At 63.5% G+C, this 20,362-nt stretch carries 20 protein-coding genes; 16 read left to right on the forward strand and 4 right to left on the reverse strand.

The annotated features are described in order from the left end of the window. Positions 1-6: 6 nt before the first annotated feature. Together moaA and A3AC_RS0117320 are read right to left on the reverse strand one after the other, a co-directional pair. Positions 7-1,116, reverse strand: coding sequence for a GTP 3',8-cyclase MoaA (gene moaA / locus A3AC_RS0117315; protein WP_025600380.1), 1,110 nt, complete (start codon positions 1,114-1,116; stop codon positions 7-9). 193 nt (positions 1,117-1,309) lie between these two features. Then, positions 1,310-4,624, reverse strand: coding sequence for an Rne/Rng family ribonuclease (locus tag A3AC_RS0117320; RefSeq protein ID WP_025600381.1), 3,315 nt, complete (start codon positions 4,622-4,624; stop codon positions 1,310-1,312). Positions 4,625-5,350: 726 nt separating this feature from the next. On the opposite strand from A3AC_RS0117320, the gene A3AC_RS0117325 reads away from it, so the two are divergent. Genes A3AC_RS0117325 through A3AC_RS0117340 form a run of 4 tightly spaced genes read left to right on the forward strand, consistent with a single transcriptional unit; the run spans position 5,351 to position 8,514 of the window. Next, positions 5,351-6,388, forward strand: a complete 1,038-nt coding sequence (locus tag A3AC_RS0117325) for an RluA family pseudouridine synthase (protein WP_025600382.1) — start codon at positions 5,351-5,353, stop codon at positions 6,386-6,388. Next, positions 6,381-7,040, forward strand: a complete 660-nt coding sequence (locus tag A3AC_RS0117330; protein WP_025600384.1) for an HAD-IIIA family hydrolase — start codon at positions 6,381-6,383, stop codon at positions 7,038-7,040. Before A3AC_RS0117325 ends, A3AC_RS0117330 begins: the two co-directional genes overlap by 8 nt. After that, positions 7,037-7,459 carry a Rieske (2Fe-2S) protein gene (locus A3AC_RS0117335; protein ID WP_025600385.1) on the forward strand — a complete coding sequence of 141 codons (423 nt, stop codon included), beginning with the start codon at positions 7,037-7,039 and terminating at the stop codon, positions 7,457-7,459. The genes A3AC_RS0117330 and A3AC_RS0117335 overlap by 4 nt, the downstream gene beginning before the upstream one ends. A gap of 50 nt (positions 7,460-7,509) precedes the next feature. Then, a complete protein-coding gene (locus A3AC_RS0117340; RefSeq protein WP_025600386.1) occupies positions 7,510-8,514 on the forward strand; it encodes a S49 family peptidase in 1,005 nt (334 codons plus the stop codon). 177 nt (positions 8,515-8,691) lie between these two features. On the opposite strand, the gene A3AC_RS0117345 is transcribed toward A3AC_RS0117340, so the two are convergent. Continuing rightward, positions 8,692-9,411, reverse strand: a complete 720-nt coding sequence (locus A3AC_RS0117345) for an SAM-dependent methyltransferase (protein WP_025600388.1) — start codon at positions 9,409-9,411, stop codon at positions 8,692-8,694. After that, positions 9,408-10,025, reverse strand: a complete 618-nt coding sequence (locus A3AC_RS0117350) for a Maf-like protein (protein ID WP_025600389.1) — start codon at positions 10,023-10,025, stop codon at positions 9,408-9,410. The genes A3AC_RS0117345 and A3AC_RS0117350 overlap by 4 nt, the downstream gene beginning before the upstream one ends. A gap of 368 nt (positions 10,026-10,393) precedes the next feature. Between A3AC_RS0117350 and A3AC_RS0117355 the strand changes: the two genes are divergently transcribed. From A3AC_RS0117355 to A3AC_RS0117410, 12 genes are all read left to right on the forward strand, one after another. Then, on the forward strand, positions 10,394-11,047 hold the full coding sequence (locus A3AC_RS0117355) for a DUF177 domain-containing protein (RefSeq protein ID WP_025600391.1): 654 nt from the start codon (positions 10,394-10,396) through the stop codon (positions 11,045-11,047). 101 nt (positions 11,048-11,148) lie between these two features. Continuing rightward, positions 11,149-11,328, forward strand: a complete 180-nt coding sequence (rpmF, locus tag A3AC_RS0117360) for a 50S ribosomal protein L32 (protein WP_006051932.1) — start codon at positions 11,149-11,151, stop codon at positions 11,326-11,328. A 172-nt stretch (positions 11,329-11,500) separates the two neighbouring features. Then, complete coding sequence (gene plsX, locus A3AC_RS0117365) at positions 11,501-12,607, forward strand: phosphate acyltransferase PlsX (protein ID WP_025600402.1); 1,107 nt, start codon at positions 11,501-11,503, stop codon at positions 12,605-12,607. Next, on the forward strand, positions 12,607-13,596 hold the full coding sequence (locus A3AC_RS0117370; protein WP_025600403.1) for a beta-ketoacyl-ACP synthase III: 990 nt from the start codon (positions 12,607-12,609) through the stop codon (positions 13,594-13,596). Before plsX ends, A3AC_RS0117370 begins: the two co-directional genes overlap by 1 nt. Positions 13,597-13,693: 97 nt before the next feature. Next, positions 13,694-14,629, forward strand: coding sequence for an ACP S-malonyltransferase (gene fabD, locus A3AC_RS0117375; RefSeq protein WP_025600405.1), 936 nt, complete (start codon positions 13,694-13,696; stop codon positions 14,627-14,629). Between the two features lie 72 nt (positions 14,630-14,701). Continuing rightward, entirely contained in the window at positions 14,702-15,451 is a 750-nt protein-coding gene (gene fabG / locus A3AC_RS0117380; RefSeq protein WP_025600406.1) for a 3-oxoacyl-ACP reductase FabG, read from the forward strand. A gap of 150 nt (positions 15,452-15,601) precedes the next feature. Next, positions 15,602-15,841 carry an acyl carrier protein gene (gene acpP / locus A3AC_RS0117385; protein ID WP_004197638.1) on the forward strand — a complete coding sequence of 80 codons (240 nt, stop codon included), beginning with the start codon at positions 15,602-15,604 and terminating at the stop codon, positions 15,839-15,841. 242 nt (positions 15,842-16,083) lie between these two features. Then, on the forward strand, positions 16,084-17,322 hold the full coding sequence (gene fabF / locus A3AC_RS0117390) for a beta-ketoacyl-ACP synthase II (RefSeq protein WP_025600424.1): 1,239 nt from the start codon (positions 16,084-16,086) through the stop codon (positions 17,320-17,322). 67 nt (positions 17,323-17,389) lie between these two features. Continuing rightward, entirely contained in the window at positions 17,390-17,821 is a 432-nt protein-coding gene (locus tag A3AC_RS0117395) for a protein YgfX (RefSeq protein ID WP_332261477.1), read from the forward strand. Between the two features lie 115 nt (positions 17,822-17,936). Continuing rightward, positions 17,937-18,536 (forward strand): RNA polymerase sigma factor RpoE, encoded by a 600-nt coding sequence (gene rpoE / locus A3AC_RS0117400; RefSeq protein WP_025600427.1) that lies wholly within the window; start codon positions 17,937-17,939, stop codon positions 18,534-18,536. 81 nt (positions 18,537-18,617) lie between these two features. After that, on the forward strand, positions 18,618-19,286 hold the full coding sequence (locus tag A3AC_RS0117405; RefSeq protein WP_025600428.1) for a sigma-E factor negative regulatory protein: 669 nt from the start codon (positions 18,618-18,620) through the stop codon (positions 19,284-19,286). Between the two features lie 4 nt (positions 19,287-19,290). Then, complete coding sequence (locus tag A3AC_RS0117410; protein WP_025600430.1) at positions 19,291-20,334, forward strand: MucB/RseB C-terminal domain-containing protein; 1,044 nt, start codon at positions 19,291-19,293, stop codon at positions 20,332-20,334. Positions 20,335-20,362: the final 28 nt, after the last annotated feature.

Genomic DNA, 20,362 nt, shown 5'->3' on the forward strand with positions numbered 1-20,362 from the left:
TGCCGGTTATCCGCCGATGTACGACATCTCGACGCGGCGGGCTTCCTGCGCGCCGGGCTCCGCCGCGTTGCTGCCGCGCAGTTGCGAGTAGCGGTCGCTGCGGCCTTGCCAGATTTCCGCGACGGCGGTCGCGATGTCTGCGTCGCTCGCCCCGCCGCGCAGCAACGCGCGCAGGTCATGGCCCGCCGACGCGAACAGGCACAGGTACAGCTTGCCCTCCGTCGAAAGGCGCGCGCGCGTGCAACTCGCGCAAAAGGCGCGCGTTACGCTCGAAATCACGCCGATCTCGCCGCTGCCGTCCACGTAGCCCCAGCGTTGGGCAGTTTCGGCGGCGCTGTGCGCTTCGAGCGGCGCAAGCGGGAAATGCTCGGCGATGCGCGCGACGACCTCGGCGGACGGCAGCACTTCAGCCATGTTCCAACCGTTCGACGTGCCGACGTCCATGTATTCGATAAAGCGCAGCACCGCGCCGGAGCCTTTGAAATGGCGCGCCATGGGCACGATTTCGCTGTCGTTCGTACCGCGCTTGACCACCATGTTGACCTTGACGGGCGCGAGGCCCGCGGCCTGCGCGGCGGCGATTCCGTCGAGCACGTCGGCGACTGCGAAGTCCGCGTCGTTCATGCGGCGGAACAGGGTGTCGTCGAGCGCGTCGAGGCTGACGGTGACGCGCGAGAGGCCGGCGTCCTTGAGGCTCTGGGCCTTGCGGGCAAGGAGCGAGCCGTTGGTGGTCAGCGTCAGGTCGAGCGGATAGCCGGCGGGCGTGGTGAGCTGCGCGAGCCGCTCGATCAGGAATTCGAGATTCTTGCGCAGCAGCGGTTCACCGCCCGTCAGGCGAATCTTTTCGACGCCATGCGCGACGAAGAGCCGCGCGAGGCGTTCGATTTCCTCAAAGCTCAGCAACGCGCTGTGCGGCAGGAACGCGTAGTCCTTGTCGAAGACGGCGCGCGGCATGCAGTAGACGCAGCGGAAATTGCACCGGTCCGTCACCGAAATGCGCAGATCGCTGAGCGGGCGCGCGAGCGCGTCGTGCAGCGCGCCGCTAGGCGTCTGCAGCGGGCCGGAGATGACCGGCACCGCGCTGAGATCGGCAACAGGGATGATGCGTCGGGACATGGGTTGCTTTGGTTGCGTCTAACCGGCAAGGCGAGTTCTTCATTCTATCGGAAATGCATGTTGTGGCTGGGCGACGGCAAGCGCTGTCGGGGTTTACGGGGAGGCTGGCCGGCTCTTGGGGAGGTTTCCGCGCGAAAAAAAAGCCCGCCGGTGAGGGCGGGCTTTTCGAGGCGGCGTACAGATTTGCTGAGAGTTACTGCGGGTGCCTGCCGGTTTCCACTTGCTGCATCGGCGTGCTGTCGACCGGCGGCAACGGCTTGCGCTCGCGCACCACGCGCGGCGGTTTCACCGTTTGCGCGGCGGCTTCCTGCGCGGCACGCAGCTTGTCGGCGTCGGTGTTGACCCAGACGAGACCGGCTTTTTCCAGCACCGGCTTCAGCGCTTCAGCCGAAACTTCCCCCTTGAGCGACGCCTCAACCGGCTTGGCCGCGTGTGGCGTCTCTGCGTGTTGCGGGGCCTGCGCGGCTTCTGCTGCTTGCGACGCGACGGCTACAGCTGCCGGCTCCGCCGCCGGCGCCACTGCCGCGACAACCGGCTTCGGTTCGACGATTTCCGCTTGCGTCGGAGCTTCCGCGGCCGGGGCGGCGACTACTTCAGCCGGAGCAGCGGGCTCGACCTGAGCCGGTGCGGCGTGCGCCGCGGCGGCCGGCGCAGCAGCCGGCGCTTCTTCGCGAATGACCGGCTCCACGAGCGATACCGTCTCCGCAGCCGCGGGTGCGGTCTGCGCCGGTTCGACCGGCGTTGCGGCTTGCGCGACGGGCACTTCTGCAACCGGCTCGACGGCAGGCGCAGCCGCCGGCACTTCAGCGACCGGCACGACAGTTTCCGTCTTGGCTGCCTTTTCGGCGGCAAGTGCCGGCGTTTCCGTGGCGGCGTGCAGTTCCGTGACGACGGCCTTCTCAGTCGCGACAGCGGCAACCACGACTTCGACTGGCGCCACATCTTCCTTGGCTACGCTAACTTCGTCCGCTTCCGGCTTGCGTTCCGCTGGCTGAGCAACCCGCACTGGGGCTTCTTCACTGACGTTGGCGTTGTCGCCTTCCGCTTCCGCGACGTCCGCAGCCAGGTTGCCGTTCACGTCTTCCTCACGCTCACGACGACCGCCGCGACGGCCGCGACGGCGACGACGACGCTCTTCGCCCTCACGCGCCACCGCTTCCTGATCGGCGGGCACAGCGTTTTCGACGACGGCAGCCTGGTTTTGCGCCAGTTCTTCAGCGGTTTGCGTGTCGGCTTGCGTCAACGCATCAGCGGGTTCCGTCTGCTGCTTGCGACGCTCGCCGCGCTCCGCGCGCTCGCCACGGTCGCGGCGCTCACCCCGTTCCTGACGTTCGCCGCGCGGTGCGCTTTCCACCGTCTCGGCACGGTCGCCGCCGCGATTGTCGCGTTCGCGCGTTTCGCGCCCCTCGCGTGCCTCACGCGGCTCACGTGCCTCGCGTCCTTCGCGTGATTCGCGTGATTCGCGGCTGCCGCGCGGTTCCCGAGCTTCGCGAGCCTCACGCGGCTCACGACCCTCACGCGGTTCACGTGCTTCGCGGCCCTCACGGCTTTCGCGCGGCTCGCGTTCCTCGCGACGCTGCGACGGCTGCTGGCCCTGACGGCCGCCGTTCGCACCTTCGCCACGCGCCGCCGCATCGCGGCCGCCCGCGCCGCCACGGCGATTGCGGTTGCGGTCGCCGCCGCGCTCGCCGGTGCGCTCACCGCGCTCGGTGCGCTCGCCGCGCTGCGGACGCACCGGTTTTTCGGGCGTAGCCGGGACGGCAGGCGCCGGCGCGGCCGGCTGCATGCCGAACAGGTTCTTCAACCAGCCGATGAAGCCGCCGCTCGCCGGCGTCACTGCGACGGGAGCCGGCGCTGCCGCCGGACGAACCGGCGCGCTCGGCGCCGGCTTTTCAGGCGTGATGCCCTTGACCGCTGCTTCCTGCTTCGGCTTCACTTCCTCAGTACGCTTGCTGTAGCCGGTTTCCGACTCCAGCTCGCGCGCTGCTTCCTCGGCCATCTTCCACGAAGCGCGCGGTTCGTCGAGGCGGGCGTCGTCGTGACGCAGACGCTCCAGCTTGTAATGCGGCGTATCGAGGTGCTTGTTCGGCACCAGCACGACATTGACCTTGAAGCGCGATTCGATCTTGTTGATTTCAGAGCGCTTTTCGTTCAGCAGGAAAGCGGTCACCTCGACCGGCACCTGGCAATGGATCGCCGCGGTGTTTTCCTTCATCGCTTCTTCCTGAATGATCCGCAGCACTTGCAGCGCGGACGATTCGGTATCGCGGATGTGGCCCGTGCCGTTGCAGCGCGGGCAGGTCACGTGGCTGCCTTCCGACAGCGCCGGGCGCAGACGCTGACGCGACAGTTCCATCAGGCCGAAGCGCGAGATCTTGCCCATCTGCACACGCGCGCGGTCGTGCTTGAGCGCATCTTTCAGGCGCTGTTCGACTTCGCGCTGGCTTTTCGCCGACTCCATGTCGATGAAGTCGATCACGATCAGGCCGCCCAGGTCGCGCAGGCGCAACTGGCGGGCGACTTCGTCCGCGGCTTCCAGGTTGGTGCGCGCGGCCGTTTCCTCAATGTCGGCGCCCTTGGTGGCGCGAGCCGAGTTCACGTCGATCGCGACGAGCGCTTCGGTGTGGTCGATCACGATCGCGCCGCCCGACGGCAGCGGCACGGTGCGCGAGTAGGCCGTTTCGATCTGATGCTCGATCTGGAAGCGAGAAAACAGCGGCACGTCGTCGTGATAGCGCTTGACCTTGCTGACGTTGTCCGGCATCACGATGTCCATGAAGGCGCGCGCCTGGTCATGGATTTCGGTCGTGTCGATCAGAATTTCGCCGATGTCCGGCTGGAAGTAGTCGCGAATCGCGCGAATCACGAGGCTCGATTCGAGATAGATCAGCATCGGCTGGCCGGCCGAGCCGCTTTGCGACGCGGCTTCGATGGCGCGCCACAGCTGCATGAGGTAGTTCAGGTCCCACTGCAGTTCTTCGGCGGAACGGCCAATGCCGGCCGTGCGCGCGATGATGCTCATGCCCTCGGGCAACTGCAGCTGCGCCATGGTTTCGCGCAGTTCCTGACGGTCGTCGCCTTCGATGCGGCGCGACACGCCGCCGCCGCGCGGGTTGTTCGGCATCAGGACCAGATAGCGGCCGGCGAGCGAGATGAAGGTGGTGAGGGCCGCGCCCTTGTTGCCGCGCTCTTCCTTTTCGACCTGAACGATCAGTTCCTGGCCTTCCTTCAGCGCGTCCTGGATGCGCGCGGAGCGCATGTCGACGCCGTCACGGAAATACTGGCGGGCGACTTCCTTGAACGGCAGGAAACCGTGGCGGTCCTCGCCGTAGTTGACGAAACAGGCTTCGAGCGAGGGCTCGATGCGGGTAATGATGCCCTTGTAAATATTGCCTTTGCGCTGTTCGCGCCCGGCGGTTTCGATGTCGATGTCGATGAGTTTTTGCCCATCGACGATGGCGACGCGCAGTTCTTCCTGCTGCGTCGCATTGAACAACATGCGTTTCATTGAACGGCTCCAGAGCGGCTCGGCCGGCCTCCGGCTCGCGCGGTTGTCAGTCGCGCGAGCGAGAAGCAGCGGCATGCCGCGCCTTATTGTGTTTTCACAAGCACGCTGGAGCGGGAAGAATGGCGGGAGAATTGCCTGAGAGGGCCCTGCCCCATAAACGGCGGGGCACGGTGCCGCAGGGCACATGCGAACACGGCTTCAAATAACGACCCGACACGCCGCGGGTTCTGCCGGCAGACCTTCGTAAGCCCCGTCCCTCTCGCCGGCGCGCCAACTGGGCGCGGGACCGGAGGGTCAAGGCTGCGGTCATGCCGCAACGGGAAGTTCGCGCAAGCGGCGCGTCTTTTCCTGCTGGGGGTGTCTCGCCTCATTTTGACGTCGCCAAGCCTTGTACTTTCTACAAGACGCCATGGGCGCACGCCGTATTTTCGCAACCTGCAGCTTCGTACAGCCGGGCGTGATGCCGCCCGAACCGAAGCTGGAGGTCAAATTCTTTTTGACCAAAATTCCGTTACCGTCGAAGCCGGCCTTGACCGAACGCGCCTGTGGGCGCCGTCCCTGCCGGGCACTGACTTCGTGCGTGCAACTTGTTGCATCTCATTTTCAGGGTGAGCAACCAGACCCCGGCGCAAGTAAAATAACGATTTACGCTTGCACCTGCGCAGTCCGCCCGAATTCCGGACACTGCGCCGGCCGCCGCAGACTGCTGGGCAAATTATATTCAGAATGAAAGAGTTAGGCAAAATATCCCAGAAATCGGTAACAGGTGCGGTCGCAAGCGATCAGGTGTCGGTGATCGAGATCGACGACAGCGCGGCCGGACAGCGCATCGACAACTTTTTGTTGCGGGTCTGTAAAGGCGTGCCAAAAAGCCATATCTACCGCATCCTGCGCAGCGGAGAGGTGCGGGTGAACAAGGGCCGGATCGACGCGCAATACCGGCTCGAACTCGGCGATCTGGTGCGCGTGCCGCCCATCCGCGTCGCACAGCATGACGAAGCAGCCGCTCACGCGCCGGTGCCCAGCGCGCAGTTCAGAATCGTTTTCGAAGACGAACATCTGCTTGTCATCGACAAACCGGCTGGCGTCGCGGTTCACGGCGGCAGCGGCGTGGCCTTCGGCGTGATCGAGCAGATGCGTGAGGCACGGCCGCAGGCCAGATTTCTCGAGCTGGTGCATCGGCTGGATCGCGAAACGTCCGGCATCCTGATGCTTGCCAAGAAGCGCTCCGCGCTCGTGAATCTGCACGACCAGATCCGCGAAAACCGGATGGACAAGCGCTACTATGCGTGCGTCCACGGTGAATGGGCGAGCGACTGGGGCAGCCGGCGCGCCGTCAAGGAGCCGCTGCACAAATACCTGACCGCCGACGGCGAGCGGCGTGTGCGCGTACAGGCCGACGGTCTCGCGTCGCACACGGTTTTCAATCTGATCGACCGCTGGCCGGACTACGCGCTGCTGGAAGCTGAGCTGAAGACGGGCCGGACGCACCAGATCCGCGTGCATTTGCAGCATCTGGAACTGCCGATTGTCGGCGATGCCAAATACGGCGACTTTGCGCTGAACAAGGCGCTGGCCCGCGCGAACGCAAAGCCTGGACTCAAGCGCATGTTCCTGCACGCTTACCGCCTAAAGCTGACGCACCCGGCAACGGGCGCGCCGCTGCAACTGGAAGCGCCGTTGCCGGCCGAATGCCGCAACTTCATCGCGCAGCTGAACGAATTACGAAATGGGTCACACCCGGAGACGGCACCGCATGGCTAGAGAGCAATTTGATCTGATCGTCTTCGACTGGGACGGAACGCTGATGGATTCCACTGCGCACATCACGCGCAGCATCCAGGCGGCGTGCCGCGATCTCGGTCTGCCGGTGCCCGCCGACGAAGCGGCCAGCTACGTCATCGGCCTCGGCTTGCGCGACGCGCTGCAAATCGCCGCGCCCACGCTCGACCCAGCCGACTATCCGCGGCTTGCCGAGCGCTACCGGTTCCACTATCTGGTGAAAGACCAGACCACGGAGTTGTTCGCCGGTGTGCGCGAGATGCTGCAGGAACTGCGCGACCAGGGTTATCTGCTCGCGGTGGCCACGGGCAAGAGCCGCGTCGGCCTGAACCGCGCGCTCGATCAGGTGCGGCTCACCAGCCTGTTCGACGGCACGCGCTGCGCGGACGAAACCTTTTCCAAACCGCATCCGGCCATGTTGCATGAATTGACGCGTGAACTGGGGCAGGATCCGGTGCGCACGGTCATGGTCGGCGACACGACACATGATCTGCAGATGGCGATCAACGCGGGCGTCGCGGGCATCGGCGTGACGTACGGTGCTCATCCCGCCGACTCGCTGAGCGCGCTGTCACCGAAATATGTGGCTTCGAGCGTCGTCGCACTGTCGGGCTGGCTGAGGGAAAACGCATGAGTTCGGCGCGGGAGGCAGGCGGGCCGTCAACAGAACTCGCTGCGCAGCCGGTGCGGGTGTGCGGATCCGAGGAATTGGTCGATGGCGGCATGGGCGTTCGGCATGCCGCGAGAATCGGCGCGCAAGAGGTCGTGGTGTTTTTCGTCCGCTATGATGGCCGCGCGTATGGTTACCTGAACCGCTGCGCGCACGTGCCGATGGAACTCGACTGGGCCGAGGGCCAGTTCTTCGAATCGTCCGGTTTATACTTGATGTGCGCCACCCACGGGGCAATTTACGCACCGGATACCGGCAAATGCGTAGGCGGTCCGTGCCGTGGCGGGCGGTTGCGTGCCCTCCAGGTCGACGAGCGCGAGACGCCCGAAGGCCGCGCCGTTTTCTGGCTCCCCGACGGCGAATTGCAGCCCGCCGTGTCCTGATTGGCATTTCCCGCGTTTGGCCCGCTTTTTCGACTATTCCAGAAGCCCGCATGTCCGACAATTTGACGCCCGAAACGAAGGAACCGTCCATGAGCGGCCGCAGCCGTGCTTCCGCCGAGGAACCCGGCTGGGAACGTGCGGCGCTCGAGCGTATCGCCCTCGCTGCCATCAAGGAACAACGCGCCGCGCGGCGCTGGAAAATCTTTTTTCGCCTGCTGTTTCTGGCCGTGCTGGGCATGGTCGTCTGGGCCGTGTTCGATTTTTCCGGCGACAAGCTCGCGGCTTCCGGTCGTCACACCGCGATGATTGCACTTGACGGCGAGATATCGGCAGATACGCGCGCCAATGCCGAGGATGTGGCCGCGGCGCTCGAGAGCGCGTTCGACGACGCGGGCACAGCCGGCGTGATCCTGCGTTGCAACAGTCCCGGCGGCAGCCCGGTGCAGGCGGGCATTATCTACGAGGAAATGCGGCGATTGCGCGCCAAACATCCGTCAATTCCGCTCTACGTGGTGGTGGGCGATATGTGCGCCTCGGGCGGTTACTACGCCGCTGCGGCCGGCGACAAGATTTACGTCGACAAGGCAAGTATCGTCGGCTCGATCGGCGTGCTGATGGACAGTTTCGGTTTTACCGGCCTCATGGACAAGCTCGGCATTCAGCGCCGGCTGCATACTTCAGGCGAAAACAAGGGGTTTTACGACCCGTTCTCTCCTGAAACCGCGAAGATGGACCAGCATGCGCAGGAAATGCTCGACCAGATCCATGGGCAATTCATCGAGGCCGTGCGTCAGGGGCGCGGCAAGCGCCTGCACGAGACGCCGGACATGTTCTCCGGCCTTTTCTGGACCGGCGAGAAGAGCGTCGAGCTGGGCTTGGCGGACGGTTTCGGCGATGCCAATTACGTCGCGCGAGAAGTGATCAAGGCGCCGGAGATCATCGATTACACGGTCAAGGAGAGCATTACGGACCGCGTCGCGCGCAAGTTCGGCGCCGCCGTCGGCAGTGGGGCTGTACACGCGTTGGCGCCAGGCGGGAAGATGGGCTTGCGTTGAGGCGGGATTGCCATCGGCAACTGCCCAATTGGTCGCGCAATCAAGGGCCGGGTGAACCGCCCGGCCTCTGCCGCCCGGTTTCGCACGCCCAATCAACTGCCGCGCAGCCTCACCCGCTTAATCCAACGACCCAATCATCCGCCCAGCGTCACGTTCCAATGCAGCCACCGCTGAGCCTCACGCCGCCAGAATCAGAAAAATCGCGGGCCGCTTGTGAAGGTCGATCGCCGGTTTCTTCTTCCAGTCCGCCACCGTGTGGCTGCGGATCGTTTCAGTGTCGAGCGTTAGATCCACGGCGACGCACACCAGTGTCGAAGGCGCGCAGCTTGCCAGCAATGTGTCCAGCAGCGCCCGGTTGCGGTACGGCGTCTCAATAAAAATCTGGGTCTGTTTGCCCTTGCGCGATTGCATCTCGAGATCGCGCAAGCGCCTGGCCCTCTCAGTTGCATCGACCGGCAGGTAGCCGTGGAACGCAAAGCTTTGCCCATTGAGCCCCGAAGCCATCAGCGCGAGCAAGATGGAGCTCGGTCCCACGAACGGCACGACTTTGACCCCGCGCTCGTGCGCGCGACGCACCAGCAGTGCGCCAGGATCGGCGACCGCCGGGCAGCCGGCTTCCGAGACCAGTCCGGCGTCAGTGCCGGCCAGCACGGGCGCGAGCAGCTTGTCGATCTCGCCGGCCGGCGTGTTGACGTTCAGTTCGCGAATCTCGATTTCCTGAATCGGCCGTTCGGTGCCGACTTTCTTCAGGAACGCACGCGTCGTCTTCGCGTTTTCGCCGATGTAATACTGAAGCGCCGCGGCGCGGGCGCGCACCGGGGCGGGCAGCACGGCGTCGAGCGCGTCGGCGTCGCCTTCGCCGAGCGTGTTCGGAATCAGATACAGCGTGCCGCTCATCGCGCCCCCAATAGCGGATAGCCCGCCGTCAGCAGCATGCCCGAAAGCGCAATCAGCGGCAGACCGACGAGAGCGGTCGGGTCGTCGGAGTAGATTGCGTCGAGCAGCGTAATGCCGAGTCCCTCGGATTTTGCGCTGCCGGCCACGTCATACGGCGTTTCGGCGCGCAGATAGGCTTCCAGCGCCGCGTCCGGCAGATTGCGAAAGCGCACGCGAGTGATGACGTCGGCGGTCTGCACCGCTGCAGAGCGGCTGTCGAGGAGACACAGCGCACTATGAAACAGCACCTCGCGTCCGCGCATCGCCTGCAACTGCGCCAGCGCCTTGTCGTGAGTGCCTGGTTTGCCGATCTGCAGGCCGTCGTAAGTGGCGACCTGGTCTGAGCCGATCACCAGCGCGGCTTCATTTGGAGCAAGCGCCCCGGCCACCGCGCGCGCCTTTGCCACGGCGAGCCGCAGTGCCGTGGCTTGCGGCGTTTCACCGGCATGCGGGGTTTCGTCGATGGCGGGAACGGCCATTTCAAAAGGAATACGCAAGCGTTCGAGCAACTCGCGGCGATACGGCGAACTCGACGCCAGAATCAGGCGTGGCGGGCTTTTGAGGGAATCTGACATGGTCGATTAACGGCTAGATGGGCGGGATGTACGCGGTTGCGCGCAGATCGCGCCGGTACGGGCTTAAGTGTTTGACTCGAAAAGACAAAACGGATATGATTTTGGGCTTTTCATCGGTATGCTTGCGTCAGGCGGGCCTTGGTGTGAGCCGGAGCGGTAGTGGCTGGTGGCGTCTAATGCTGTAAAGGCTGTAAAGACCCAGCGGCAAAGAAGCAGCGGCAAAAGCAGCAGCAGAAATGCGGCAAGAAAAATAGCTGCACGAAAATAGCTGCACGGCTACAGGCGCATCACTGAAGGTACGCGGGCTTTCTCGCAAACTGGTTTATCCCGTGATCTAACGGCGAATTCTTGCCGACGCAGGAGCGCACATGACTCGACATCCTGGCAAACCTGCAGGTCTGTCCGACCCGCATGAACTCGATCTGTTCGAATTTGCGCGGAGCGGCCGGCAGGCCGCGGGTGTCGTGCGTGTCTCGCAACTGCCGCGCATGTTAAACGAAGTCCCGGTAGAAGCGCCAGACCGCGACACCGCGTTCACCTGGCAGGCCGAAGGGGCGACGCAGCCGGAATTGCAGGACGACGGAACCGAGGGTCCCCAGCCTTATTTGAGGATGGCGATTCACGGCGCTGCGTGGCTCGAATGTCAGCGGTGCATGACACCGTACTCGCAGGCGTTCAATGTCGACGCGACCTATCGGATCGTCAACACGGAGGCGGAAGCCGAAGAGTTTCCGCTCGACGAGGATGAAGTCGAAGTGATCGTGGGCTCGCGCCAGTTCGATCTCATCGACCTGATCGAAGAAGAGTTGCTGCTTTCCTTGCCGCTCGTGCCCAAGCACGAGGTGTGTCCCGAGGTGCACGAGAGTCTCGTCTCTGGTGCGGCCGGTAACGAGGGCGAGGGCGACGAAGCCGCGCTGGACGAAGCCGGCGGTGCGGGCGAAGGCGCCGAACCCGAGCGGCCGAATCCGTTCGCGGCGCTCGAAAGTCTCAAGCGCGGCGAGCCGGACGACAAGAAGCACTGAACAGTTGCATGGGAGCGCGAGGCGGGCGCATTGGCCATTCGGCCAGTGGCGGACACCGCGTCGGGCTGTGTTAGAATTCGGAAAATTTTTAGGAGTTAGTCATGGCAGTTCAACAAAATAAGAAGTCGCCGTCGAAGCGCGGCATGCACCGTTCGCACGATTTCCTGACGGCAGCGCCGCTGGCTGTGGAACCGAGCACGGGCGAAGTGCACCTGCGTCACCACGTTAGCCCGAACGGCTACTATCGCGGCAAGAAAGTCGTCAAGACGAAGAACGACTAATCGTTTCACTGCGTTGCGCCCACCGGCGTTTCGCGTGGCGATCAGCTCGCTTGACATCTTCCCGGCTCGGCAAAAAGGCGGCATTGAATTGCCGCTTTTTTGTGTCGATCGCAGTTGCAGCTTCAGCGCTTACTGCGGTCCCATGCAGAGCGCCTGAAATTCGCCGCACTCCATGACAGTAAAGCTCACGATAGATTGCATGGGAGGCGACCACGGCCCGTCCGTGACCGTTCCCGCTGCCGTCAACTTCGTTCGCTCGCATCCCGACGCGCAGTTGCTGCTCGTCGGCATTGAAAGTGCGATTCGTGCGCAGCTGAAGAAGTTGAAGGCTCAGGACCTGCCGGCGTTGACGGTCGTATCCGCTTCCGAGATCGTCGCCATGGACGATCCGGTCGAAGTCGCGCTGCGCAAGAAGAAAGACTCATCCATGCGCGTGGCGCTCAATCGCGTCAAGGAAGGTGAGGCGCAAGCCTGCATTTCCGCTGGCAATACCGGCGCGCTCATGGCGGTATCGCGCTACGTGCTGAAAACGCTGGCAGGCATCGAGCGTCCGGCGATTGCGTCCGCCTTGCCCAACCCCAACGGCTACACGATGATGCTCGACCTGGGCGCCAACGTCGACTGCGAACCGCAGCACCTGCTGCAATTCGCGGAGATGGGGCACGCGCTCGTGTCCGCGCTCGAGGGTAAGGAGCGGCCCACCATCGGGCTGCTCAATATCGGCGAAGAAGTCATCAAGGGCAACGACACAATCAAGCGCGCCGGAGAATTGCTGCGCGCCAGCACGCTGAACTTTCACGGCAATGTGGAAGGCAACGACATCTTCAAGGGCACGGTCGACGTGATCGTGTGCGACGGTTTCGTCGGCAATGTTGCGCTGAAGACGTCCGAAGGCCTCGCGCAGATGCTCTCGAACATCATCAAGGAAGAGTTCGGCCGTTCGTGGCTCACCAAGGTGATGGCCGTGCTCGCGCTGCCGGTATTGATGCGCTTCAAGAAGCGCGTGGATCATCGGCAATACAATGGTGCCGCGCTGCTGGGTCTGCGCGGACTGGTGATCAAAAGCCACGGTTCCGCGGATGCCTACGGGTTTGAGTGGGCTATCAAACGCGGGTATGATGCCGTCAAAAACGGCGTGCTGGAGCGCCTTGCGCAAGCGATGGAAGAGAACGCAGGTTCTCTTGAACAGGCGGCGCGCGACGCAAGCGGTGCGGGTCACGCAAGCCCCATCGCAGGCCAGCCGGCCGAGCCCTACGCTGCGCAATCCTCGAAGGCATAATGGCTCAATCGACAATTTATTCCCGCGTCCTCGGAACCGGCAGCTATCTGCCGCCCGCGCGCGTCACCAATCAGGACCTTGCTGAGCGGCTCGCCAAGCAGGGCGTCGAGACGAGCGACGAATGGATCGTGGCCCGCACGGGTATCCATGCGCGTCACTTCGCGGACCCGGACGTCACGACGAGCGACCTCGCGCAGATCGCCTCGCAGCGCGCAATCGAAGCGGCGGACCTCGATCCGCAAGCCATCGACCTGATCATCGTCGCCACGTCCACGCCGGACTTCGTGTTTCCGAGCACGGCATGCCTGCTGCAGAACAAGCTCGGCATCAAGAATCACGGTGCGGCATTCGACGTGCAGGCCGTGTGCTCCGGCTTTGCCTATGCCGTTTCTCTCGCGGACAGCCTGATTCGCAGCGGCCAGCATCGCACGGCGCTCGTCGTCGGCGCGGAGACCTTCTCGCGCATTCTCGATTTCAACGACCGCACCACCTGCGTGCTGTTCGGCGACGGCGCGGGTGCTGTGGTCCTGCAGGCGTCGGCAGAACCGGGCGTGCTCTCGAGCGCATTGCACGCGGACGGCAGCCATTCGAACATTCTCTGCACGCCGGGCAATGTAAACGGCGGCGTGGTGGCGGGCAGCGCGTTCCTGCATATGGACGGGCAAGCGGTGTTCAAGCTGGCCGTCAACGTGCTGGAGAAAGTCGCGGTCGAGGCGCTCGAGAAAGCGAATCTGTCGGCTGACCAGATCGACTGGCTGATTCCGCACCAGGCCAATATCCGCATCATGCAGAGCACCTGCCGCAAGCTCGGCTTGCCGCAGGAACGCATGGTCGTCACGGTGGGCGAGCACGGCAATACGTCGGCTGCGTCCATTCCACTCGCACTCGACGTCGCAGTGCGCGACGGCCGCATCAAGCGCGGCCAGAACGTGCTGATCGAAGGCGTCGGCGGCGGCTTCACGTGGGGCGCGTCGGTCATCCGTTATTGATCGCCGGCTGACTTCGGGCGGCGCCGTTCCAGGCGCCCCGCGCCGCGTGCTTTCCCGCCGCGCGCCTACATCTGACTAAATCGACTTTGGGGGCGATATGAAATTTGCGTTCGTTTTTCCTGGACAGGGTTCGCAATCCGTCGGCATGCTCAACGCTTTCGCCGATCACGCCGTTGTGCACGAGACGGTTCAGGAAGCGTCCGACGCGCTCAATCAGGACCTCGGCAAGCTGATCGCCGAAGGTCCCGCCGAAGATCTGAATCTCACCACCAATACGCAGCCGGTCATGCTGACGGCGGCCTACGCGATCTACCGTGCGTGGCAGCAGGCGGGCGGCCCGACGCCGGCCATCGTCGCGGGCCATAGCCTCGGCGAATACACGGCGCTCGTCGCGGCCGGCGCGATCGCGTTTCGCGACGCCGTGCCGCTCGTGCGCTTCCGCGCGCAGGCTATGCAAACGGCCGTGCCCGTCGGCGAAGGCGGCATGGCGGCGATTCTCGGTCTCGACGACGACACGGTGCGCGCGGTGTGCGCGGAAGCGTCGGTCGCGGGCGTCGTCGAAGCGGTCAATTTCAATGCACCGTCGCAAGTCGTGATCGCCGGCCACAAGGCCGCCGTCGAGAAGGCTTGCGAAGTCGCGAAGGCGAAGGGCGCAAAGCGCGCGCTGCCGCTGCCGGTGTCGGCGCCGTTCCACTCGTCGCTGCTCAAGCCCGCTTCGGATCAACTGCGCGAATACCTGGCTAGCGTCAACGTTCAGGTGCCGTCCATCCCCGTCATCAACAATGTCGACGTCGCCATCGTCAACGAGCCGGCGCAGATCAAAGACGCGTTGGTGCGCCAGGCGGCAGGCGCCGTGCGCTGGGTCGAGAGCGTGCAGGCCATGGCGGCGCGGGGCGTGACGCATGTGGTCGAGTGCGGGCCGGGCAAGGTCCTTGCGGGCCTCACAAAGCGCATCGACGGCAATCTGGCGGGCGCGTCCGTGTTCGATCCGGCCTCGCTCGAAGAAACGCTCAAGCTCGTGACAGCAAGCTAAGTGCGACAACGCACAGACGCGGTACCGGCATCAGCAATCAATCAGCCCTCCGAAGGGCATTCGGATCGACAGATGGAAAACAATCTCGACAAGCAGATCGCAATCGTAACGGGCGCCTCGCGCGGCATTGGCCGCGCCATTGCAATGGAACTCGCGCGCCAGGGCGCGACCGTGATCGGAACGGCGACCAGCGAAAGCGGCGCGGCGGCCATCAGTGAAGCGTTCAGTGCGGCCGGCGTGAGCGGCCGCGGCGCGGTGCTCGACGTGAACGACGCGGCCGCTGCGGAAGCGCTGATCGACGGCACGGTGAAGGAATTCGGTGCGCTGCACGTGCTCGTGAACAACGCCGGCATCACGCAGGACCAGCTGGCCATGCGTATGAAAGACGACGACTGGGATGCGGTGATCGATACCAATCTGAAGTCGGTGTTCCGTCTGTCGCGCGCGGTGCTGCGTCCGATGATGAAGGCGAAGGGCGGCCGCATCATCAACATCACGTCGGTGGTCGGTTCGGCGGGCAACCCGGGCCAGATCAACTACGCCGCGGCGAAAGCGGGCGTGGCCGGTATGACGCGCGCCCTCGCACGCGAAATCGGCAGCCGCGGCATTACGGTGAATTGCGTGGCGCCTGGCTTTATCGACACCGACATGACGCGCACCTTGCCCGAAGAGCAGCAAACCGCGCTGAAAACGCAGATTCCGCTCGGCCGTCTCGGCAGCCCGGAAGATATCGCACACGCTGTCGCTTTCCTCGCGTCGCCGCAAGCCGGTTACATCACCGGCACGACGATGCATGTGAACGGCGGAATGTACATGTCGTAACCAAATTCGGTTACTATCCGCGCCTTGATGCGTTTGCAAATGCGTAAGGCGCATGCCTTGACAGCAACCTGATGCGCCGCTTTTTTGCCGGATCAAACCTGATAAAATGCGCGCACCTGTATTTTTGAACTTCTTTCCCTTGGAGGGGTAATGGACAATATCGAACAGCGCGTCAAGAAGATCGTCGCAGAACAACTGGGCGTGGCCGAAGCTGAAATCAAGAACGAAGCTTCGTTCGTGAACGACCTCGGCGCCGACTCGCTGGATACGGTTGAACTCGTGATGGCCCTCGAAGACGAATTCGGCATGGAAATTCCGGATGAAGAAGCCGAGAAGATCACCACCGTTCAGCAAGCGATCGACTACGCTCGCGCAAACGTCAAGGCCTAAGGTCATTCGCGCCTGCGTTTCTGCGTTCGCGTCGTATGACGCCCTGCCGCGTCGGTTGCCGACGCTATCGGGGCTGGCGTTTTTTGCCGCGCCGCTTGCCGCAAGAGTTGTCATGCAGGAGCCAGCAATGTTGACAGCGCAATTTTCCGCGCGATTGCCGACTTAACAGCCACAGGGCACACAGGGCAGTTCCTGTGGCCGCTGTGGCTTTTGCTTTTGTCATCTATGAAAAAGGGGTTACCGTGAGCCGCCGTCGTGTTGTTGTTACAGGCCTGGGGCTGATTTCGCCTGTTGGCAATAATGTTGCCGACGGCTGGGCCAATCTGGTCGCCGGCAAGTCGGGTATTGCCAATATCACGAAGTTCGACGCATCGAACTTCTCGACTCGTTTCGCCGGCGAGGTGAAGGGCTTCAATATCGAGGACTACATTCCCGGTAAAGAAGCGCGCCACATGGATACGTTCATCCATTACGGCGTGGCCGCAGGCATCCAGGCGATGCAGGACAGCGGCCTTACAGTCACCGACGAAAATTCGGAGCGTATCGGCGTCGTTGTCGGTTCGGGTATCGGCGGTCTGCCGATGATCGAAGTCACGCAAACCGAACTGCTCAATCGTGGCCCGCGCCGCATCTCGCCGTTCTTCGTGCCGGCGTCGATCATCAACATGATCTCGGGTCACCTGTCGATCAAGTTCGGCATCAAGGGTCCGAATCTCGCTATCGTCACCGCATGTACGACGGGTCTGCACTGTATCGGCGAGGCTTCGCGCCTGATCGAATACGGCGACGCCGACGTCATGATCGCGGGCGGTGCGGAATCGACGGTGTCGCCGCTCGGCATCGGCGGCTTCGCGGCGGCGCGCGCGCTGTCGCAACGCAACGATGACCCGGCTACGGCCAGCCGCCCGTGGGACAAGGATCGCGACGGTTTCGTGCTCGGCGAAGGCGCCGGCGTCATGGTGCTCGAAGAGTACGAACACGCTAAGGCGCGCGGCGCGAAGATCTACGCCGAAGTCGGCGGCTATGGGATGAGCGGCGACGCGTATCACATGACCGCACCGCTCGAAGACGGCGACGGTGCGCGCCGCTGCATGCTCGCAGCCATGAAAAACGCGGGCGTCAACGCCGATCAGGTGAATTATCTGAACGCGCACGGCACGTCCACGCCGCTAGGCGATCTGGCTGAAACGACCGGCATCAAGCGCGCGTTCGGCGACCACGCCAAAAACATCGTCGTGAATTCGACGAAGTCGATGACGGGTCACCTGCTCGGCGGCGCCGGCGGTCTGGAGTCGGTGTTCACGGTGCTTGCCGTGCATCATCAGGTGTCGCCGCCCACCATCAACATCTTCAACCAGGACCCCGAGTGCGACCTGGACTACTGCGCCAACACCGCGCGGGAGATGAAGATCGACGTCGCGCTGAAGAACTCGTTCGGGTTCGGCGGCACGAACGGCACGCTCGTCTTCAAGCGCGCCTGAGGGTCGCAACCGGGTGACGCGCCAGCTGTCGGCGCCGGTCTCGCCGGTGCCTTTCACTGAAACGGCCATGTCCGAAAGAGCGCCGCAGCGAATCGCGCTGCGGCGCTCTTTCACGATGCGCGTTGCGACTGCTGTTTTCACGGCGACGGCGTCCGCGGCGGTTTATAGCTGCATGTCGTCGTGGCTGGGCGCTGGCCAAGCGGTTCCGTTGACGCTTGCCGCGTTCGCGCTCCTCGCGCTTTGCTCGGTGAGGCACGACCGGGCGCAGCCGGTGGCGCTGACAATGGGACGCGAGGGTCTCACTGCGTGGGGGCGGGCCGGCATTCTGCTCGTACAAGGTCGCATAGCCGGCTGCGCTCACTGGAGCGACCGTCTGCTGGTGCTTGTGCTGAAGCCGGAAGAGGGATGTCGGCAAACGCTGCTGATTCCCGCCGACACAGTCCCCCCGGCTGTCTTCCGCGAACTGGCGGTGCGTGCCAGGCGGCGCGCCGGCGCGTGACTGTAACGACTGTAACCGCTGTTACCGCGCGTCATGTGCTGCGTAACTTGCCCCGTCGAGGGGGACGCTACAATGGTGCCCCCGTCATGCGCCCTTAAGTTAACGGATTTATCAGGTGAGCGAAAAAGAAATTGATCAGGTGCTGGTCGAGCGCGTCCAGAAGGGCGACAAGGCCGCGTTCGAGCTTCTGGTCTCCAAATACCACCGCAAGATTCTCCGGCTGATCTCGCGCCTCGTGCGCGACCCCGCCGAGGTGGAAGACGTTGCGCAAGACGCTTTCATCAAGGCCTACCGCGCGTTGCCGCAATTTCGGGGGGAATCCGCTTTTTATACGTGGTTGTACCGGATTGCGGTCAACACGGCGAAGAACTACCTTGCGACCCAGGGCCGGCGCGCGCCGACATCGACGGAAGCAGATGCTGAAGAAGCTGAAACTTTCTCGGACGCCGACCAACTAAGGGATATCAACACGCCTGAGTCGATGTTGATGAGCAAGCAGATCGCCGAGACGGTCAATGCTGCGATGGCGGTTTTACCGGAAGAGCTGCGTACCGCCATTACTCTTCGTGAAATTGAAGGTCTGAGCTACGAGGAAATCGCAGAGATGATGAACTGCCCGATCGGCACCGTCAGATCGCGAATTTTCCGCGCTCGCGAAGCCATTGCGGCAAAATTGCGTCCGTTGCTTGACACACCTGAAGGCAAGCGCTGGTAAGCCCGGCGAGCCGAACGGGGCGCGGGTGCAATATCTGGATTAGTGGTGTCACTACGGGATTTTCGTAAGATGGGGAGCATCATGGGGTCGGTCTCGATGCAATCGCAAGCCAGTTCGCGCGGCGAGCGTCTGTCCGCTTTTGTCGACGGTGAGCTGTTCGGCGAAGAGCATCTGAATGTGGACAAGTTTCTGTCCGAGCTGGACGGCGAAGATCGCGCCGCGTGGTCCAGCTATCACCTGATCGGCGACGCATTGCGTTCGGACGATCTCGCGGTCAGTTCCGCGGCAAGCCATGCCTTTCTGAGCGGATTCGCTGCGCGCCTCGAAAGCGAGCCGCATCTGCTCGCGCCGGCTTCACAGTCGGCTTCACAGCCGGCTTCACAGCCGGCTTCACAGCCGATCACGCACCGTCTGCTGTCGATGCGTCGTCGGGTGGTGCCGGCCTTCGCCGTGGCTGCCGCAGCCGCCACCCTCACGTGGATCGTCGTGCCGCAACTGCAAGGCGTGCCCGGCGGCCCCGGCGCAACGCAGGTCGCCTCGGTGTCCTCGCACGGCGACGCACTGCAGAAAGTGGCGATGGCGTCGGTCCCCGCTGCGAACGTCATGCCGGTCGTTCAAGACGCCAACATCATTCGCGACGCGAGCCTCGACCAGTATCTGGAAGCACACCAGCAATTCGCGCAGCAACCGGTCATGCCGGGTTCCATGCCGCTCATCCGGGCTGCCGCCGTTTCCACGCAAGGCCAATAGTTTGATGCAGACTCCGCGGTTCAATAAAACGACTATCTGGGGGCGGCTGCCGGCATTTCTGTTCTGCGCAGCCGTATTGTTGTCCGCTACACCGCGGGTATTTGCACAAACCGACGACCCGCTCGTCGCGCGCCGCACGGCCGCTGATCTCCTCGATCGCATTCATCAGGCCGCGCAGCAGCAGAACTACGAGGGCGCGTTCGTCTATCAACGGGGCAATTTCGTTCAAACCTCGCGGATCGCGCATTACGCGACCCGTGCCGACGGCGAATTCGAGCAGCTGGAAAGCCTGGACGGCAAGCCGCGCAAAATGCTCCGTCATAACGACGAGCTCTACACGTTCGTGCCGGAACGCCATTTGTGCGTGGTCGAAAAGCGCCAGAACAAAGACTCGTTCCCCGCGTTGCTGGCGGTAAGCGGCGAGCAGGTCCTGTCCGTGTATGAGCCCAAACTGCTCGGCGACGATCGCGTGGCCGGTGTCGAAAGCCAGGTGATCGAACTCGATCCGAAAGACGCCTATCGTTTCGCTTACAAACTGTGGGCCGACAAGAAAACGGGTCTGCTGCTGCGCGCCCAAACGCTCGACCCGAGCGGCCAGGTGCTCGAACAATTGTCGTTTTCGCAAATCCGCATTGGCGTGCCGGTCGACAAGACGGGTATCGTGAACGGAATACGCAATACCGGCGGCTGGACGGTAGTGCATCCGCCTATCGAGCCGGTCGATATGGCCGCGCAAGGCTGGCAGTTCGGCTCCGCAGTGCCGGGCTTTCACAAGATCCGCGAATTGCGCCGGCCTATGGCGGCGCGTGAAGCCGGTCAACCCACCATTCCGGTCGATCAGGCGGTATTCTCGGATGGTCTCGCCGCAGTCTCGGTATTCATCGAGCCGGTCGAGAACAATACGCGCAAGGAAGGCGCGGGCAGCAGCGGCGCGACGCACGTGCTGGTCAAGCGGCGAGGCGACTTCTGGATTACCCTGCTCGGTGAAGTCCCGCAGGCTACGTTGCAGCAATTTGCGTCTGCCATAGAATACAAGGCTCCGAAGTAATTCTCCGAATCCTGAATCCCTCGGTTTC

The sequence above is a fragment of the Burkholderia sp. WSM2230 genome (assembly GCF_000472445.1).
In the GTDB taxonomy this organism is placed as follows: domain Bacteria; phylum Pseudomonadota; class Gammaproteobacteria; order Burkholderiales; family Burkholderiaceae; genus Paraburkholderia.

Excerpts from the sequence above, each read along its gene's own strand:
- moaA (WP_025600380.1), bottom strand. The coding sequence starts at position 1,116 with ATGTCCCGACGCATCATCCCTGTTGCCGATCTCAGCGCGGTGCCGGTC.
- A3AC_RS0117320 (WP_025600381.1), bottom strand. The coding sequence starts at position 4,624 with ATGAAACGCATGTTGTTCAATGCGACGCAGCAGGAAGAACTGCGCGTC.
- A3AC_RS0117325 (WP_025600382.1), top strand. The coding sequence starts at position 5,351 with ATGAAAGAGTTAGGCAAAATATCCCAGAAATCGGTAACAGGTGCGGTC.
- A3AC_RS0117330 (WP_025600384.1), top strand. The coding sequence starts at position 6,381 with ATGGCTAGAGAGCAATTTGATCTGATCGTCTTCGACTGGGACGGAACG.
- A3AC_RS0117335 (WP_025600385.1), top strand. The coding sequence starts at position 7,037 with ATGAGTTCGGCGCGGGAGGCAGGCGGGCCGTCAACAGAACTCGCTGCG.
- A3AC_RS0117340 (WP_025600386.1), top strand. The coding sequence starts at position 7,510 with ATGTCCGACAATTTGACGCCCGAAACGAAGGAACCGTCCATGAGCGGC.
- A3AC_RS0117345 (WP_025600388.1), bottom strand. The coding sequence starts at position 9,411 with ATGAGCGGCACGCTGTATCTGATTCCGAACACGCTCGGCGAAGGCGAC.
- A3AC_RS0117350 (WP_025600389.1), bottom strand. The coding sequence starts at position 10,025 with ATGTCAGATTCCCTCAAAAGCCCGCCACGCCTGATTCTGGCGTCGAGT.
- A3AC_RS0117355 (WP_025600391.1), top strand. The coding sequence starts at position 10,394 with ATGACTCGACATCCTGGCAAACCTGCAGGTCTGTCCGACCCGCATGAA.
- rpmF (WP_006051932.1), top strand. The coding sequence starts at position 11,149 with ATGGCAGTTCAACAAAATAAGAAGTCGCCGTCGAAGCGCGGCATGCAC.
- plsX (WP_025600402.1), top strand. The coding sequence starts at position 11,501 with ATGACAGTAAAGCTCACGATAGATTGCATGGGAGGCGACCACGGCCCG.
- A3AC_RS0117370 (WP_025600403.1), top strand. The coding sequence starts at position 12,607 with ATGGCTCAATCGACAATTTATTCCCGCGTCCTCGGAACCGGCAGCTAT.
- fabD (WP_025600405.1), top strand. The coding sequence starts at position 13,694 with ATGAAATTTGCGTTCGTTTTTCCTGGACAGGGTTCGCAATCCGTCGGC.
- fabG (WP_025600406.1), top strand. The coding sequence starts at position 14,702 with ATGGAAAACAATCTCGACAAGCAGATCGCAATCGTAACGGGCGCCTCG.
- acpP (WP_004197638.1), top strand. The coding sequence starts at position 15,602 with ATGGACAATATCGAACAGCGCGTCAAGAAGATCGTCGCAGAACAACTG.
- A3AC_RS0117395 (WP_332261477.1), top strand. The coding sequence starts at position 17,390 with ATGTCCGAAAGAGCGCCGCAGCGAATCGCGCTGCGGCGCTCTTTCACG.
- A3AC_RS0117405 (WP_025600428.1), top strand. The coding sequence starts at position 18,618 with ATGGGGTCGGTCTCGATGCAATCGCAAGCCAGTTCGCGCGGCGAGCGT.
- A3AC_RS0117410 (WP_025600430.1), top strand. The coding sequence starts at position 19,291 with ATGCAGACTCCGCGGTTCAATAAAACGACTATCTGGGGGCGGCTGCCG.